This window comes from Methylobacterium sp. J-030 (assembly GCF_022829545.1).
Taxonomy (GTDB): Bacteria; Pseudomonadota; Alphaproteobacteria; order Rhizobiales; family Beijerinckiaceae; genus Methylobacterium.
Map to the genome: position 1 here is coordinate 35,683 of NZ_JAKSYM010000322.1, position 15,709 is coordinate 51,391.

Genomic DNA, 15,709 nt, shown 5'->3' on the forward strand with positions numbered 1-15,709 from the left:
CAAGATTCCGTCCCGACTCACCGCAGAGGATTTCCGGAACCGATGGGTGCGCTGACCCCCAACATCACCACCTGGGCGATCGCCGCCCTCGCGACGCTCGGCGTCATCCTGCGGCCGTTCTCGTGGCCGGAGGCGATCTGGGCCGTACTCGGCGCCGGGGCCCTCGTGGCCCTCGGGCTGCTCGCCCCCGCCACCGCCTGGGAGGGCGTGCTCAAGGGGACCGACGTCTACCTGTTCCTCATCGGCATGATGCTGATGTCGGAGGTCGCCCGGAAGGAGGGCCTGTTCGACTGGCTGGCCTCGATCGCCGTGCGTGCCGCCAAGGGCTCGGCGGCGCGGCTGTTCACCCTGGTCTACCTCGTCGGCACCGTGGTCACGGTGTTCCTGTCGAACGACGCCTGCGCGGTGGTGCTGACGCCGGCCGTCTACGCCGCCACCAAGGCCGCCAAGGTGGAGAACCCCCTCCCCTACCTGTTCATCTGCGCCTTCATCGCCAACGCGGCGAGCTTCGTGCTGCCGATCTCGAACCCGGCGAACCTCGTGGTCTTCGCCGAGCACATGCCGCCGCTCGTGCGCTGGCTCGCCCTGTTCGCGCTGCCCTCGGTGCTCGCCATCGCCACCACCTACGCGGTGCTGCGCCTGACCCAGGCGAAGACCCTGCGCGATCAGACCGTGGCGACCGATGTGGAGACCGAGGCGCTCTCGCGCACCGGCCTCGTGGCGGGGCTCGGGATCGTGGCGACCGGCGGCGTGCTGATCGGAGCGTCCGCGCTCGGCCTCGACCTCGGCCTGCCGACCTTCGTGGCCGGGCTCGCCACCACCCTGGTCGTGCTGCTGATCAAGCGCGGCGGCCTCGTCGAGGTCGCCAAGGACGTGTCGTGGAGCGTGCTGCCGCTGGTGGCCGGGCTGTTCGTGCTGGTGGAGGCCCTGGAGAAGACCGGCGTGCTCGCCATGCTGGCCAACCTCCTCAAGGGCTACGCCCACGCCGCCCCGACCGAGACCGCCTGGGGGGCGGGCGCGCTCATCGCGGTGCTGTGCAACCTCGTCAACAACCTGCCGGCCGGCCTGATCGCGGGGGCCGCCGTGCATACGGCGGACGTGTCCGAGACGGTGGCGGGCGCCATCCTGGTCGGCGTCGATCTGGGCCCGAACCTCTCGGTGACCGGCTCGCTCGCCACGATCCTCTGGCTCACCGCCATCCGCCGCGAGGGCCAGGATGTCGGCGCCTGGACCTTCCTGAAGCTTGGCCTGCTCGTGATGCCGCCGGCCCTCGTGCTGGCGCTGGCCGGCCTGCTCCTCGTCTGAACCCCGAACCCAAGGTCCCCGCGTGACGGCTGCCCTCCTCTATCCCTTCATCCTGGTGGCCGGCGCGCTGCAGGCGATCGGCAACGCCATGAACGCGCAGCTGCGCGGCAAGCTGGTCAATCCCTGGCTCGCCGCGACGGTGTCGTTCCTGCCGATCGTCTTCGTGTTCACGACCCTGTTCTTCACCATGCCGACGCCGCTGCCGAACCTCGCGTCGTTGAGCAAGATGCCCTGGTACGCGCCGCTCGGGGGCGTGGCCGGCGCGGTGGCGGTGTTCGGCGGGCTGGCCTTCATCGACAAGGTCGGCGCCGGGCCGTTCAACGGCCTGACGCTCACCGCCAACATCCTCACCTCCCTGGCGATGGACGCGCTCGGCCTGTTCGGCCTGCAGGCCTCCGGCTTCAAGCCGATGGCCTGGCTCGGCGGCCTGCTGATGGCGGTGGGCGTGACCTTCATCGCGCGCTCGGGCGGCAAGAGCGAGGGTGGCGAGAAGGGCGTCGGCGGCAAGCTGCTCTACCCGTTCATCCTCGTGGCGGGCGCCCTCATGGCGATCGGCGTGGTGTGGAACGCGCAGCTGCGCGGCGCCCTGGAGAACCCCTGGCTCGCCGCCGCGGTCTCCTTCGTGCCCGTGGTGTTCGTGTTCGCCCTGATATTCCTGCTGCGGCTCTCGCCGCTGCCGAATCGCGAGGACATCGCGGGCGTCCGCTGGTGGATGCCGCTCGCCGGCATCACCGGGGCGGTGGCCGTGTTCGCCGGGCTGCTCTTCGTCGACAAGGTCGGGGCCGGGGCCTTCAACGGCCTCCTGATCACCGCCAACCTGATCACCTCGGTGGCGCTCGACCATTTCGGCTGGTTCGGCATGCGGCAGGTCAAGGCCGGCCCGCCGCGCCTGATCGGCGCCGCGCTGATGGTCGGCGGCATCGTCCTGATCTCGCTGTTCTGATGGGGAGCCTCCCCGCCTGGCTGCTGCGCCGGGAGGTCCTGCTCCTGGCCGGCGCCACCCTCTTGGGCGCGGGTGGGGCGGCGGCGTGGTACCTGCTCCAGGCGACGGTCCTGACCATCGCGGTCGCCCCCCGGGACGGCACCGAGCCGGAGCTGATCAAGGCCTATGCCGACGCGCTGGATTCCGGCCGCGAATCCGTCCGCCTGAAGATCCTCCCCTTCGACGACGTACGCGAGAGCGCCGCCGCCCTGCAGGATGGGCGCGCCGACCTCGCGGTGGTCCGCCCCGACGTGCTGCTGCCGACCAACGGTCTGACCGTGGCGATCCTGCGCGATCAGGCCCTGATCATCGCCTCGCCGGAGCAGACCGGGATCGGGAGCTTTCCGAAGCTCGCCGGCAAGCGCCTCGGCATCGCGGCGCACCGGGACGCCGATCTCTGGCTCCTGCGCAACATCCTCGGCTATCACGGCCTCACCCTGGAGGAGGCGGGCGGCCCCGCGCGGGACTCGACGGTCCTGCTGGTCCCGGTCGATCAGGAGGCGGTGGCGGGCGCCTTCCGGGAGAAGCGGATCGACGCCTTCGTCAGCATCATCGCGCCATCGGCGCCGAAGGCGCTGGCCCTGGTGGGAACCGTGCAGGGGCTCGCCCGCGGCGGCAAGGTCGCGTTCGTCGCGGTCGAGGACGACGACGCCATCATCGAGCGCTTCCCGCGGCTCCAGGCGGTGACGATCCCGGGGGGCCTGTTCGGCGGCCGCCCGAAGCTGCCGGCCGACGACGTGAAGACCGTGGGCGCCTCCTACCGGCTCATGGCCCGGGCCTCCCTGAGCCGCGTGGTGGTGGCCGACGTGACCCGGCAGCTGTTCGAGAAGCGCACCGCCGCCGCGCAAGGAACCGTCGCGGCCGAATACGTCCAGGCCCCGGCCTACGACACGACGGTGGCGGCGACCAGCGCGCGCGTCCCGATCCATCCCGGCGCGCTCGACTATTACGAGCGCGAGCAGCACGGCTTCATCGAGCGCTACGGCGACACGCTCTACCTCCTCGGGGCGCTCGCGGGCGGCCTCGTCTCGGTGCTGGCCTGGATCCGCCAGCGGCTCGCCAGCCTGCGCCGGGAGCGGATCGACGAGATCATCGACCGGCTCCTGGAGATCGCCGGCCAGGCCCGGGCTCTGCGCGACCCGGCCGCGATCGAGGCGCTGACCCGCGAGGTCGACGCGCTCGCCATGGACGTGGTCCGCTACACGCGGGAGCGGGCGCCGGACCCGCCGGTCCTGTCGGCGGCCTCGGTGGCGATCGACACGGCCCGGGCCACGGTCGCGGATTGCCGGACCCGGGCCGACGCGGCCGGGGCGCGCATTGGGCAGTCCGTCCGGCTGCACGGTTCGGGCGGGATCTGAGGGCCGGTTGCGGCGGGTTCCGGGAAGACGATTCGCGCGTTCCCGGGCCTCGGGCAGGCCCCTGAGAAGAAGCTGTCTGCGCTGGCACCGGAAGAGAGAACAAGAGTCTCCCGGCGCCGGGAAAATCGAAAGACGCCTCCATTGCCGATGGGGGGGTCCGGGGCGACATTCCCTACCATGAGCACGCGTTCCGAAATTCGCCCGACCGCCTTCGATCCGTTCGGCGAGCCCGTCACGGACGGGGTCGCGCGCGCCTGCCCGGAGGCTGCCGGCGACCGGACGGCCCGGCGGGTCGGCGGTGCGGTGTTCTGGACGCTCGCCCTGGCGATCCTGGCCGGGCGCATCTATGCCTACGACATGCCGGCCGTGCAGGACGTCGCCGCCCACGCCGTGCAGATGCTGGCGCTGCGCTGAAACGCTTGTCGGCCGCCCGGTCGGACGACCGCGGGATCAGGATGATGTCAGTTTGCCGAAGCGCTTGAGCAGACGCTCGCGCTTCAGGCGCGACAGGCGCTCGATCCAGAAGACGCCGTCGAGCTGGTCGATCTCGTGCTGGACGACCGCGGCGGGAAACCCCTCCACCGTCTCTTCGTGCGCCGCGCCGTCTAGGTCTCGATAGCCGAACCGCACCCGGGCGGGCCGGGTGATCCGCTCCCGCACCCCCGGCATGCTGACGCTGCCCTCGTCGTGGGTCGCCGTCTCGGGGGAGGCCCAGAGGATGCCGGGATTCACGTAGACGCGCCGCTCCGCCCCGGGCTCGAGCCGGATCACCATCACCCGCGCGGACACGCCGATATGCGGGGCGGTGAGGCCGATGGCGCTCGCGGCCAGGAGCGTCTCTTCGACATCCTCGGCCAGCGCCCGTAGGTCCGGTCCGAACGCTTCGACCGGGGCGGCCGGATGCGCGAGTCGCGGATCCGGGAACAGGACGAGGGGGCGGGCCGGCATGGGCGGTCGGTTCGGCTGGACGGGTGGGGCCTTCGCTTACCCGTATCGCGGTCGCGCGGCGAGTGCGGGGCGCCGAGCCCTCGGGGCCCACCGAGCCTGCTCACAGATCCATCGCCATCGACAAGCAGGTAGGTGCGCGGCGCGCCCTGGAAGAAGGTCCCGAACGAGGCGACGCCGGTCCAGGAGCGCGTCCCCGTCACGTTCTGCACGCTGGCCCGGACCGCGTCCGGCGCCCGTTGATCGCGGTGGCGTAGCGCAGGCCGAGATCGAGCCGCGCCCAATCGGGCAGCGCCTGCCTGTTCCCAAGATCGACGAACTGGCGCCCGGTGTAGAGCGCCGCGCCGTCGAGGGTCAGGCCGGACAGTCCCGGCAGGTCCCACTCGGCGCCGAGGCTCGCCTGCACCGCCGGCACTCCGATCGGCCAGTGGCCGAGATTGGCGGCGAGCGCCGTCCGGACGAGCCGCCCGTCGAGCCGCGTCACGCCGCCGAGCACCCGCACCTGCGGGGTGATCTCGCCGAACAGGCTGAGTTCGAGCCCGCTCACGCGCTGTTCTCCGGTGGCGGCGAAGCGGTTCTGCGGGCCGAGTTCGCCGCCGGGCTTCGTGATCCGGAAGGCGCTGAGCGTCGCGCCGAAGCGGCCGAGATCGAGCTTCACCCCGGTCTCGACCTGCCGGGCCACGGCGGGCGCCAGGATCTCGCCGGAGTTCCTGGCCACCGTCGGAGCGAGATCGCCCCGGCTCAGGCCCTCGACGGAGTTGCCGTAGAGCGCGACCGCCTCCCAGGGCCGGACCACGAGGCCGGCGACCGGCACGCGATCAGACTTCGCAAATACGGTCGGTTTTTCGATCGGTTCGATAAATGTAAAGTTTGAAATTGATACATTTCGGCAGGCGCGGACCATGAAAATCTCGGTGCCGCGGCCGTCTCCAACCCTGTTTTGAGTCTTCAATCCTTGATCGAGACGGATCTAAAAGATTATGATTGGAATCATTCGATACCTTCGTATGTCAGGTTGATACTACGTCTGAGGAATCAACCGAAGCATTAAATTCCCCCCAGACCTTCGCCCCGGCGATTCACGAAAGGGCTCCGGCCGCAGCCGTTTCACGGTGTCCGGGCTGGGGGCGGGGATCACCGCGTGTGGTCATGACCTGATGACAGGGAACACGATTTTCCACTTCCCCATGTGGCTGCGATGTTCATCCATCCGAGTCGATGCCATTCCCGCGTGTCACCCTCCCCCCTCTGCGAGGGAGGGCGCGTGGTCGCTTCGACCTGCCGTACCGACCGACCGGTGATGCCCGGCTCGTCCGACGACACCGTGAAACGGCTGGGCTCAGCCCTTCGGGAACCCGTCCCGACCGAGCGCGGTGATCGCGCGCCTCACGCCGCGAGCGGCAGCCCCTCCTCGGCCTCCGCCTCGGTCGCCATGAACTGCGCCCGGGCGAGTTCGGCGAAGCGGCCGCCCTCGGCCACCAGGTCGTCGAAGGTGCCGGCCTCGACGATCCGGCCCTCGTGGAACACCAGGATCCGGTCGGCGTCGCGGATCGTGGCAAGGCGGTGGGCGATCACGAAGGTGGTCCGCCCCTCCATCACCGCCTCCAGAGCCCCCTGGAGCTTGCGCTCGGTGGCGGCGTCCAGCGCCGAGGTCGCCTCGTCGAGGATCAGGATCGGCGGGTTCTTCAGCAGCGCCCGGGCGATCGAGAGCCGCTGGCGCTCGCCGCCCGAGAGCGACCGGCCGCGCTCGCCGATCACCGTGTCGAGCCCGTTGGGCTGGCGCGCCAGGAAGGCGCTGGCCTGCGCCCGCTCCAGGGCGTCGAGCATCTCGGCATCCGTGGCGTCGGGGCGGCCGACCTGCAGGTTCTCGCGGATCGAGCGGGCGAACAGCATCGGCTCCTGGAACACCACGCCGATATTGTGCCGCAGGCTCGCGAGGCCGATGTCGCGGACGTCGATGTCGTCGATGCGGATCGCGCCCGAGGCCGGATCGAAGCTGCGGTGCAGGAGGCCGAGCGTCGTCGACTTGCCGGAGCCCGTGGTGCCGACCAGCGCGATCGTCTCGCCGGGGCGCGCCGTGAACGACACGCCGTCGAGCGCCCGACGCTGGCCGTCATACGAGAAGGTCACGTCCTCGAAGGTCACCGCGCCCTCGAAGCGGGCGACCTGTCGGGCATGCGGCCGGTCGGCCACCGCCGGGACGGTGTCGTAGATCTCGAAGAACTCCGCGATCTTCGGCGCCTGCTGAAACAGACCGTTAACGAAGCCGACCACATGGTCGAGCCGGGCCACGAAGGCGGTGGCGAGGCTCATGAAGGCCACGACCTCGCCCACCGTGGTGGTGCCGGCCTGATAGAGCCAGATGCCGGTGACGAAGATCGCCGTCATGGTGATGGTCGCAGACGCCCGGGTCGCCACGTTGGCGAGCGCCCACCAGGACAGGACCGGGATCTGCGCGGCGAGCAGGTTGGTGATGATGCCGCGCATCGCCTCCTTCTCGGCCTTGGCGCGGGTGAAGGACTGGATCACCGCGACGTTGCCGAGCGCGTCCGAGGCGTGGGCGGCGAGGCCCGAATTGAATTCCTCGACCTGCCCCTGGAGCGCCTCGGTCCGGCGCATCACGAAGGTGGTCAGCGCCGTAAACGCCAGCACCAGCACCACCAGGATCGCGCCGAGCTGCCAGTTGATGAACAGCGTCATCGGCAGGAGCACGCCGAGCGACACCAGGGCGACCAGATGGTCGCGGAAGAAGCCGAGCCACAGCCACGCCATGCCGTTCGTGCCCTCCAGCATCGCCTTCAGGACGCGGCCGGAATGGTTGGCCGAGTGGAAGGCGAGCGGCAGGTCCAGCACGTGCTCGAAGTAGCCCGCCATCGACGACAGCCGGTTGCGGTGGGCCAGCCGGTCGGCGTGCAGCGCGATGAACACGCCCGCCGCGATGGTGAAGAAGCCGAACGCCACCCAGGCGGCGAGCAGCGGCAGCATCGTGCCCATGGCGTCGCCGCCGCGCTTGAGATGGCTCAGCTGATCGATGATCCGGCCCATCAGCAGGGGCTCGGCGAAGGCCGCGACCGCCAGCACGACGTTGGTCAACGCCAAGCCGATGGCGAGCCGCCGCTCCGCCTTCAGGAAACCCAGGACCCGCCCGTACAGACGAACCATCACGACCGCTCCGCCACCCCTGGCGCGGCCCGTGTGACCCGGGTCCTGCGCCGATCTTAAGGAGATTCGCCCGGCCGGCGGCGTCGCCGTCCCTGCCGCCAAACCCTTCGTACGACAGGGGTATGCCAGGCTCTGCCTGAACGCGCGATGACGGGCCGACACAGGGTCGAAATGACCTTTTTACCGTTCGTTCAGCAAGGTTTCCCAACCCTTTGGCCTATCGGGCCGTTTTCGGAGCAGGGTTCCGGTTTCTCTTGACGATTCGGCATCGGGCGCCCGCCTCATGGATCTCGCAACCGCACTCGGCCTACTCTCGGGCCTCGGCGTCGTGGTCGGGCTGATCATGCTCGATGGCGGGCATTTCGGCGCCTACGCGTCGGAGCACGCCGTGGTGGTGGTGTTCGGCGGCGCGACCGCGGCCACGATGATCCGCTTCCCGTTCTCGGTGATCCTGCACGGCCTGCCGATGGGCCTGCGCTACGCCTTCATGATGCGCTCGGTGAAGCCGCAGACGCTGATCGAGGAGATCACCAGGATCGCCGAAATGGTGCGCAGGAACGGGCCCATCGCGCTGGAGAACATGGAGATCTCCGACCCGTTCCTGGCTCAAGGAGCGCGCTACATCGCCGACGGCTACGACCGCGAGTTCATCCGCGACACGATGGAGCGGGACCGCGACAACTTCCTGATGCATCTCGACGAGGGCTCGAAGGTCTACCGCGCCTACGGCGACTGCGCGCCGGCCTGGGGCATGATCGGCACCATCCTCGGCATGGTGGCGATGTTCGCCAACATGTCCGACCCCTCCAAACTCGGCCCCGCCATGGCGACCGCGCTGCTCGCCACCCTGTACGGCGCCGTGATCGCCAACCTGATCACCCTGCCGCTCGCCGACAAGCTGCACGTGAAGCTCGAGGAGGAGGACGTGTCGCGCTCCCTGATCATCGACGGCATCCTGATGATCCGCGATCAGAAGAGCCCGACCCTGGTGCGCGAGATGCTGGTCGCCTATCTGCCGCACACCCATCGCGAGGCGCTGATGGAAGAAGCCGCCTGAGATGGCCAGGCGGAAGCGCGGCGGCGCGCATGGCGGCCACGGCTGGTTCGTCACCTTCGCCGACCTGATGGCGCTCCTGATGAGCTTCTTCGTGATGGTCGCGGCGTATTCCACGCAGGACCAGAAGAAGATGCAGTTGGTGGCGGGCTCGATGCGCGACGCCTTCGGCGTCAACAAGGACTCGAAGTTCGCCGGCATCATCGAGTCGGAGGGTCTCCCGGCCGCCGAGCACGTGAAGAACCTGCGCGACATTCCACCGGACGAGGCCACCGACCGGACCACGCCGCCGCGGCTCGAGACGAGCAGCGCGTTCGGCCCGACCGACATCGGCGAGCCGGAGCATTTCGGCCTCGCGGCGACCTCCCTGCGGCAGGCCCTGCAGAGCATGCCGGACTTCGCCGAATTGTCGAAGAACATCGTCATCGCCCGGACCGAGCGGGGGCTCGACATGTCGATCGTCGACCAGGACGGGCGCTCGATGTTCCCAGATGGCTCGACCCGGCCCAACGACCGCACGCGGCGCCTGCTGGAGAAGCTCGGCCCGGCATTGCGCCGCATGCCGAACCGCATCGCCGTCACGGGCTTCACCGCCACCGACCGGCCCGGCCAGCGCCCGGCGGCCCCGCCCTGGGAGCTGTCGGCCGGACGCGCGATCAGCGTCCGGGAGATTCTGGCGCGGTCCGGGGTCCCGGACGACCGGTTCGCCGCGGTCACCGGCAAGGCCGACACCGAGCCGATGTTCCCCGACAACCCCTACCTGCCGGCCAACCGGCGGGTGACGGTGACGCTGCTCAAGGAGGCGCCGCCGGTGCCGAACGTGAGGGGGCTGCCGTAGGGGCGGCCTACTTGGCGGTGAGCAGCGCCCAGTAGACCTTGTACTTCGAGCCCGGCGCGTAGGCGGTGGCGATGCCCATCCTGGTCGCCTTCGGGTCGAGCATGGTGGCGTCGTGCGGGGCGCTCTCGCGCCAGCCCGAGAAGGCCTCGGCCAGGGTATGGTAGCCCGCCGAGAGGTTGGCGTTCACGTCCGCGTAGCCGAGCCGCTCCACCGCGGCCTTGACGGTCTGCGCCCGGCTCGGCCGGTCGGCCAGCGCCATCGACGCCGCCTCGGCCTCGGCCAGCCGCTGCAGCTCCGGATCGACCGCGAGCGGTGCCGCGCCGCGGTTGCGGCGATAGGACGAGATCATGTCGCGGGCCGCCTCGACATCGATATGCGCGCTGGTGTTGGCGAGCGGCAGGTAGATGCTCGGCAGCGCCGAGGAGGCCGGCGCCTGGGCGGCGCAGGCCCCGAGGAGGGCCGCCAGGACCGGGACGCAGAGCGCCGGCCGCAGGCTTCGTCTCACGCTTCGTCCGCCCACGGTCTCAAGGTCCCTGCTGCGGCATCCGGCTCGGATGCCTGAGCCATATAGGCAGGGTTCGGCGGATCCGCATCCGCCCCCTCAGCCCCCCGCGCTTCGCAGCGCGCGGTCCCGCTGGGCCCGAGCCCCCTCCCCGGCCTCGGCGGCGGGTGCCCCGGCCGGCGCTCCCAGTCCGAACCGGCTCGCGATCTCGCCCATGGCGCTCTGCATCGCGTCGAGGCCCTGCACGGTCACGATGCTGGCGCCGGGGCCGAGCGGCGGGATGAAGCCCGCCTGCGACAGGGTCGCGAACACGGAAAAGTTCAGGTCGGTCAGCACCTTCTGGCCGAGGCTGACGTCGGTGATCCAGACCAGCAGCTCGAATTCGAGGAACGGATCGCCGATCTTCTTGAACACCACCCGGGGTGCCGGATCCCGCAGAACGTCGGCATGGGCCTGCGCGCAGGCCGTGATCATCTCGGCGGCCCGGACCGGGTCCTGGTTGCGCAGGACGCTGACCGTGATGCTCACCCGCCCCGAGCGGTCGCCCCGCACCCGGTTCTTGACCACCCCGGAGATCAGGTTCGAGTTCGGCACGATCACGGCCGAGCGGTCGAAGGTCTGGATCTCGGTGGAGCGCACCGAGATCCGCTTCACGATGCCCTCGGAATCGCCGATCACCACCTGGTCGCCGACCCGGATCGGGCGCTCCCACAGGAGCAGCAGGCCCGAGACGAAGTTGTTGACGATCGATTGCAGGCCGAAACCGATACCGACCGAGAGCGCACCGGCCACCAGGGTGAGTTTTTCGAGGCTCAGGCCGAGATACGAGAAGGCGAGCGCCAGGGCGAGCAGGAAGCCGCAATAGCCCGCCACCGTGGTGATCGAGTTGCGCAGGCCGGCGTCGAGGTCGGTGGCCGGCAGGTAGGTGTTCTCCAGCCAGCGCTGGATGCCCTTGGTGATGAACACGCCGACCACCAGGATGCCGATCCCCAGCGCGATGCTCGACAGCGAGATCGTCACGTCCCCGACCTTGAAGCCGAAGAAGGCCTGCCGGACCGACGACACGATGTCGGTGGAATCGAGCCCCCAGGGGGCCAGCACCAGCAGGGCGGCCGTCAGGAATAGCACGACCCGGGCGGCGCCGGTCGCCAGGACCGAGATCTGGTTCAGCGAGCGCTTGCGCAGGCCGGTATTGGCCTGGAGCGCGGTGGCGAGCCGCGTCTCGCCGGCGAGCGCCTTCCCGACGAACACGTCGACGCTCTGGACCAGCAGGTACAGCAGCACCAGGACGCCCGCGGCCCAGGTCAGCTGGTCGATCAGGAAGGTCGCGAAGGCGACGTAGCCCACCAGCGCGCCGAGCCCGATCACCGCCACCGCGGCCCAGCCGAGGAGCCGGGCCGGCCCGCCGATGCCCGTGGTGGTCTTGGTCGGCACGTAGGGGCCGAAGCAGGCCTCCTCCTCCTGCTCGGTATCGGCGAAGCGGTGCAGGCCGATCGCCAGGATCAGCGCGGTCGCCACCGCGCCGAGGCCGCGTGTGGCGATGGAGATCGGCAGGGCGGCCGAGATCCCGGAATTCAGGGCCTCCACGGACTTCACGATCGTCACCACCGTGGCGATGCCGACCGCCAGCCGCGTGAGGCGCGCGGCTGCCTCGTCGCTCACGGGGGCGGGACGCCACGCGGGTTTTTCCGGGCTGAGCAGCCCGTCGCAGAGCGCCTCCACGAAGGCGATAAAGGCGAGCCCCCCGGAGATCGCGGCCGCCACCGGCAGGAGCCGGGACGGCAGGAGGTTGGTGGCGTCGAGCGCGTAGTAGACCGCGTAGGAGCCCGCCACCGCCGGCACCGTCCCGAGCAGGATCACCCGCCACGCGGCGAGCAGCCGCGCCCGCCGCGACGGATCGGTCTTGCCCGCGTCCCGGTGGGCGCCTCGGGGGGCGATGTTGCGCCGCCCGAAATACAGCGCCACCGAGATCCCGAAGGCCAGCCCCAGGAACAGCAGGTTGGCGAGGCTGCCGTTGCGGGAAAACAGCAGGCCGATGTCGGACAGCGCGCTCTGCAGGGCGCGCGTGTCCCGGGGGATGTCGGCCATCACCTTGGTCCAGAGGCCGGGGCCGATCAGCGGCTGCGAGCGCTGGAACAGGTCGCGGGTGAAGGATTCGCGGCGGCGGTTCGAGACGCGGTCGACGATCTGGTCGCCCTGCACCACCAGGGAGCGGGCCAGCCGCTGGGTCTCGTCGATCCGGGTGACGGCGGCCTCGCGCTCGGCGCGCTGCTCGGCGACCTCGGCGCTCTCCTGGGTGTCCTTGGGCTTCGGCCCGAGCTGCGTCAGCCGCTCGCGGGCGGCCTCGAGCGGTGCGTCGAGCCGCGTGACCAGGGCGCGGATCTCGTCGGTGACCGTGGCGGCACTGTCGCGGATGGCGGTGAGGTCGGCCACCGTCAGGTCGGTATGCCCGAGCTGCTTCTCGCGGGCGTCGAGCTCGGCCTTGGCGGCGTCGAGCTTGGCCCGCACCGCCTTGAATTGTTCCGGGAGTTCCGTCTGCACCGGGGCGGGTCTCGCGTCGGCCGGCTTGGCCTCGGCGGGTTTGGCCTCGGCGGGCTTGGCGTCCGTCGGCTTGGCGTCCGTCGGCTTGGCCGTCGCCTTGCCGGCCGGTGCCTGGGCGGGCGCTTGCGCGGGTCCCGGGGCCGGAGCTTGCGCGAAGGCCGGCCCGCATGCGGCCGTCGAGAGACTCAGCATCAGGGCGGCGAGGAGGGCGGGCAGGCGGGACGGGCGCGCGCCGCCATCCGGCCTGGGGGTACGCGCTGGCGTACGAGTCATGGGCGACCTCTCGTCGGGCGCGCCGGACGTCCGGTCGTCGTCCGGCATCGGCGAATCGGCGGCGATTGGGGACCGGGCGGGCCTCCTGGCGGCCCGGCGCTCTGGGGGAGCAATAGGGCGAAACCGTGCCCCTGCCCACCCTGCACCCGATCCGGTTGCTTTCCGGCCCGGCGAGACAGCCTGCGCGTGCGTCCTGTGGGTGCGTCCCTCGGCCCGCCCGGAAAAGCTTCACAAGGGTGTCACGCTGGGATTAGATGAACACCTGATGGACAGGGCCTTTTCGTCTTCACGCGAAAGGGCACGGCCGGTGATCGCGCCGGCTTGGCCCGGCCGCGTTCCGGATCCGACCGCCTCGACTGGCGCCCCTGCGCGCCGGCCCGCCGCCCTGTTGCTCCCTCCGCCTCTCCCGCCAAGCCGGTGCCCTGCATGTCGGCCCGCTCTCGATCGGCCTCGGGCCGGATCGGACGGGCCGGTGGGGCGCCGGCGTGGTCCCGCGCGTTATCCGCGCACGCAAGAGTCCGAAGAGTCGCGCCGATGATGGATCTCCAAACCCTCGTCCTCAACGCGGATTATCGGCCGCTCTCCTACAATCCGCTCTCCCTGTGGTCGTGGAAGGACGCGTTCACGGCCCTGTTCCTCGACCGGGTCACCCTGGTGGCGAGCTACGATGTCGAGGCGCGCTCGCCGTCGCGGTCGCTGCGGGTGCCGAGCGTGGTAGCGCTGAAGAACTACGTGGCGCTCGCCCGCAGCCCGGCCTTCACCCGCTACAACATCTACCTGCGGGACGGGTTCAGCTGCCAGTATTGCGGCCTGCGGCTGCCCTCGGGCGGCCTGACCTTCGACCACGTCGTGCCGCGCTCCCGGGGCGGCCTGTCGAGCTGGGAGAACGTCGTGGCGGCCTGCTCGCCCTGCAACCTGCGCAAGGCCAACCGGACGCCGGACGAGGCCGACATGCCGCTGATGAACGCCCCCCGCCGGCCGACCCGCTACGAACTGCACCACCGGCAGCCCGAGTTCGACCACCGGCAGTATCACCACACGTGGCTCGACTACCTGTACTGGGACAGCGAGCTGGAGAGCTGAAGCGGGCCTGCCCGCAGCAGGTCCTCGACACGACGAAGCTCCCGGCCCCACGTGAGGAGGAGCCCAGCATGCCTCTCGCCATCGGAGCGAGCCCCGCAGGTCGGGGACGGCGTTCCGCGCCTTCCAGGCCGAACGGCCAGATCACGAGCGCCGGGACCTGATCGAAGGGGTTCCCGTGATGATGACGCCTCCCCGGTTGGCGCACAACGTCATCGCCACGAACCTGTAGAACCTCTCGAACGCCGCATTCGGGACCCGCGACGCCAGCTGTTACGCGGCGCAGAGGCCGGGGATCGCGTTCCCATGGCCGCCGGCCATCCTCGCCGGGAGGGGGAAGCAGGGCGGCTACGGGCCGGAGCCCGAGGTCGCCGTGGTCGATTACGATGCAGCCTGATCGACGCGCGGAACCGGGATCGGCGACCGCCTCACCAAGCCGGCGCGGCGCGGGGCGGCACGTTGTACATCGGGACGGCGTGGTTGCGCGGCAGGTAGTCCCGCACCAGCACGGGCGGGAGGACGACCGGCGCGACCGGGACGGGCCGCACCAAAACCCTGTGGCGGATGACGCGCCGCTCGGGCCGGTCCCCGGGGCAGTTGGCGGGGGAGGCCAGGACGGGCCCCGCGGCGAGCAGGGCCGCGGCGAGCGCGAGACGGCGGCGACCACGCATGGACAGGCTCCCGCCGGTAACCAGAACCGGCATCTGCAGCATCAGAACTTGACGGCCGCGCCGGCGCGGACGGTGTTCAGGTTGACCTTGTGGCCGTCGAAGTCGCTGAACAGGACGTACTGGTACTCGGCGCGCAGCAGGATGTTCGGGGTGATCGCGTACTCGATGCCGACGCCGCCCGCCACGCCGGCGACGACCTTTGTCCGCGACTGCTGTTGAAGCGAGGTGCCCGGCGTGCCGCTGTAGGGCGCGCTCTGATCGAAGCTCGCGTAGCCGAAGCTGTTCACGGCGGTCGGCGTCCCGGACAGGGTGGCGTTGTAGGCGTTCAGATTGAACCCGTAATTCTGGTAGGCGGTCGAATCGGCGATGCGCGCCCGTCCGACGGCAACGCCGCCGGTCACGTAGGGCATGAAGTTCTCGAACGCGTATCCGATCCGTGCACGCAGCGTGCCGTAATCGTTGACCCGGGTGGCGGTGGATCCGCTCAGGTTCACGACCTCGTACACGCCGGCGGCCGTGGTCTGGCTGCGGCCGAGGCTGTCGTTCGACACGCCCATCCGGCCGAAATACGTGTAATCGGCCTCCACACCAAAGACGAACTGATCGAACTGGACGTTATAGCCCGCGAAGGCGCCGAAGCTCACGTCACCGACCCGCTTCGATCCCGGGCTGAGCAGGGTCGAGGCGCTGAAGTCGGACTCGCCCGTCGTGTTGTGCGAATCCCGATAGATCAGGGGCTGCAGCGCGCCCTTGCTGCCCAGCGTCGCCGAGGTGTAGCCGCCATGGCCGCCGACATAGACGCCGCTCCAGTCGATCACCCGGATGGGCGCCGGAACCGGGTCGTACTCGGCCCCGCGCAGGTAATCGTAATCCAGGTCGGCGGCCCGGGCGGTGTCGAGACCGCAGAAGCCGAGAACCGCCAGCAGCGGCAAGGTGACGGTACGCATCGGGATCGTCCTGGAACTGACGTGATAAGCGGCGGATCGAGCCTCGACACC

Annotated in this window: 14 protein-coding genes; 7 read left to right on the forward strand and 7 right to left on the reverse strand. The window is 70.3% G+C overall.

The genetic code is table 11. The features are described 5' to 3' along the window. Nucleotides 1-42 precede the first annotated feature (42 nt). The 4 genes from MKK75_RS25100 to MKK75_RS25115 all read left to right on the forward strand — a co-directional run bounded on the left by MKK75_RS25100 (nucleotide 43) and on the right by MKK75_RS25115 (nucleotide 4,059). Nucleotides 43-1,305 carry an arsenic transporter gene (locus MKK75_RS25100; protein ID WP_244045218.1) on the forward strand — a complete coding sequence of 421 codons (1,263 nt, stop codon included), beginning with the start codon at nucleotides 43-45 and terminating at the stop codon, nucleotides 1,303-1,305. A 22-nt stretch (nucleotides 1,306-1,327) separates the two neighbouring features. After that, nucleotides 1,328-2,248, forward strand: coding sequence for a DMT family transporter (locus MKK75_RS25105; protein ID WP_244045219.1), 921 nt, complete (start codon nucleotides 1,328-1,330; stop codon nucleotides 2,246-2,248). After that, the gene (locus tag MKK75_RS25110; protein WP_244045220.1) at nucleotides 2,248-3,645 is read left to right on the forward strand and encodes a TAXI family TRAP transporter solute-binding subunit; all 1,398 of its coding nucleotides are present in this window, start codon (nucleotides 2,248-2,250) and stop codon (nucleotides 3,643-3,645) included. Before MKK75_RS25105 ends, MKK75_RS25110 begins: the two co-directional genes overlap by 1 nt. A 177-nt stretch (nucleotides 3,646-3,822) precedes the next feature. Continuing rightward, nucleotides 3,823-4,059: a hypothetical protein gene (locus MKK75_RS25115; protein WP_244045221.1), complete on the forward strand. Its 237-nt coding sequence runs from the start codon at nucleotides 3,823-3,825 to the stop codon at nucleotides 4,057-4,059. A gap of 36 nt (nucleotides 4,060-4,095) precedes the next feature. Here MKK75_RS25115 and MKK75_RS25120 read toward each other — a convergent pair whose 3' ends face one another. The 3 genes from MKK75_RS25120 to MKK75_RS25130 form a co-directional block, all read right to left on the reverse strand. Then, nucleotides 4,096-4,593, reverse strand: coding sequence for a peptide deformylase (locus tag MKK75_RS25120; protein WP_244045222.1), 498 nt, complete (start codon nucleotides 4,591-4,593; stop codon nucleotides 4,096-4,098). A gap of 196 nt (nucleotides 4,594-4,789) precedes the next feature. Beyond that, nucleotides 4,790-5,404, reverse strand: coding sequence for a TonB-dependent receptor domain-containing protein (locus MKK75_RS25125; protein ID WP_244045223.1), 615 nt, complete (start codon nucleotides 5,402-5,404; stop codon nucleotides 4,790-4,792). A 572-nt stretch (nucleotides 5,405-5,976) separates the two neighbouring features. Continuing rightward, a complete protein-coding gene (locus tag MKK75_RS25130; RefSeq protein WP_244045265.1) occupies nucleotides 5,977-7,752 on the reverse strand; it encodes a glucan ABC transporter ATP-binding protein/ permease in 1,776 nt (591 codons plus the stop codon). 283 nt (nucleotides 7,753-8,035) lie between these two features. Between MKK75_RS25130 and MKK75_RS25135 the strand changes: the two genes are divergently transcribed. Both MKK75_RS25135 and MKK75_RS25140 read left to right on the forward strand, forming a co-directional pair. Further along, complete coding sequence (locus tag MKK75_RS25135; protein ID WP_244045224.1) at nucleotides 8,036-8,809, forward strand: motility protein A; 774 nt, start codon at nucleotides 8,036-8,038, stop codon at nucleotides 8,807-8,809. A 1-nt stretch (nucleotide 8,810) separates the two neighbouring features. Beyond that, a complete protein-coding gene (locus MKK75_RS25140) occupies nucleotides 8,811-9,644 on the forward strand; it encodes a flagellar motor protein MotB (RefSeq protein WP_244045225.1) in 834 nt (277 codons plus the stop codon). Nucleotides 9,645-9,651: 7 nt separating this feature from the next. Here MKK75_RS25140 and MKK75_RS25145 read toward each other — a convergent pair whose 3' ends face one another. Then, nucleotides 9,652-10,149, reverse strand: a complete 498-nt coding sequence (locus MKK75_RS25145; RefSeq protein ID WP_244045226.1) for a CAP domain-containing protein — start codon at nucleotides 10,147-10,149, stop codon at nucleotides 9,652-9,654. A 96-nt stretch (nucleotides 10,150-10,245) separates the two neighbouring features. Continuing rightward, entirely contained in the window at nucleotides 10,246-12,960 is a 2,715-nt protein-coding gene (locus tag MKK75_RS25150; protein ID WP_244045227.1) for a DUF3772 domain-containing protein, read from the reverse strand. Between the two features lie 534 nt (nucleotides 12,961-13,494). On the opposite strand from MKK75_RS25150, the gene MKK75_RS25155 reads away from it, so the two are divergent. Further along, nucleotides 13,495-14,043: an HNH endonuclease gene (locus tag MKK75_RS25155; protein ID WP_160536565.1), complete on the forward strand. Its 549-nt coding sequence runs from the start codon at nucleotides 13,495-13,497 to the stop codon at nucleotides 14,041-14,043. A gap of 425 nt (nucleotides 14,044-14,468) precedes the next feature. Here MKK75_RS25155 and MKK75_RS25160 read toward each other — a convergent pair whose 3' ends face one another. Both MKK75_RS25160 and MKK75_RS25165 read right to left on the reverse strand, forming a co-directional pair. Continuing rightward, nucleotides 14,469-14,711 (reverse strand): hypothetical protein, encoded by a 243-nt coding sequence (locus tag MKK75_RS25160; protein ID WP_244045228.1) that lies wholly within the window; start codon nucleotides 14,709-14,711, stop codon nucleotides 14,469-14,471. A gap of 41 nt (nucleotides 14,712-14,752) precedes the next feature. Next, nucleotides 14,753-15,658, reverse strand: coding sequence for an outer membrane protein (locus MKK75_RS25165; protein WP_244045229.1), 906 nt, complete (start codon nucleotides 15,656-15,658; stop codon nucleotides 14,753-14,755). Nucleotides 15,659-15,709 lie beyond the last annotated feature (51 nt).

Coding starts and splice junctions, on each gene's coding strand:
- MKK75_RS25150 (WP_244045227.1), bottom strand. CDS start 12,960: ATGACTCGTACGCCAGCGCGTACCCCCAGGCCGGATGGCGGCGCGCGC.
- MKK75_RS25160 (WP_244045228.1), bottom strand. CDS start 14,711: ATGCGTGGTCGCCGCCGTCTCGCGCTCGCCGCGGCCCTGCTCGCCGCG.
- MKK75_RS25110 (WP_244045220.1), top strand. CDS start 2,248: ATGGGGAGCCTCCCCGCCTGGCTGCTGCGCCGGGAGGTCCTGCTCCTG.
- MKK75_RS25100 (WP_244045218.1), top strand. CDS start 43: ATGGGTGCGCTGACCCCCAACATCACCACCTGGGCGATCGCCGCCCTC.
- MKK75_RS25120 (WP_244045222.1), bottom strand. CDS start 4,593: ATGCCGGCCCGCCCCCTCGTCCTGTTCCCGGATCCGCGACTCGCGCAT.
- MKK75_RS25130 (WP_244045265.1), bottom strand. CDS start 7,752: ATGGTTCGTCTGTACGGGCGGGTCCTGGGTTTCCTGAAGGCGGAGCGG.
- MKK75_RS25165 (WP_244045229.1), bottom strand. CDS start 15,658: ATGCGTACCGTCACCTTGCCGCTGCTGGCGGTTCTCGGCTTCTGCGGT.
- MKK75_RS25155 (WP_160536565.1), top strand. CDS start 13,495: ATGATGGATCTCCAAACCCTCGTCCTCAACGCGGATTATCGGCCGCTC.
- MKK75_RS25115 (WP_244045221.1), top strand. CDS start 3,823: ATGAGCACGCGTTCCGAAATTCGCCCGACCGCCTTCGATCCGTTCGGC.
- MKK75_RS25135 (WP_244045224.1), top strand. CDS start 8,036: ATGGATCTCGCAACCGCACTCGGCCTACTCTCGGGCCTCGGCGTCGTG.
- MKK75_RS25140 (WP_244045225.1), top strand. CDS start 8,811: ATGGCCAGGCGGAAGCGCGGCGGCGCGCATGGCGGCCACGGCTGGTTC.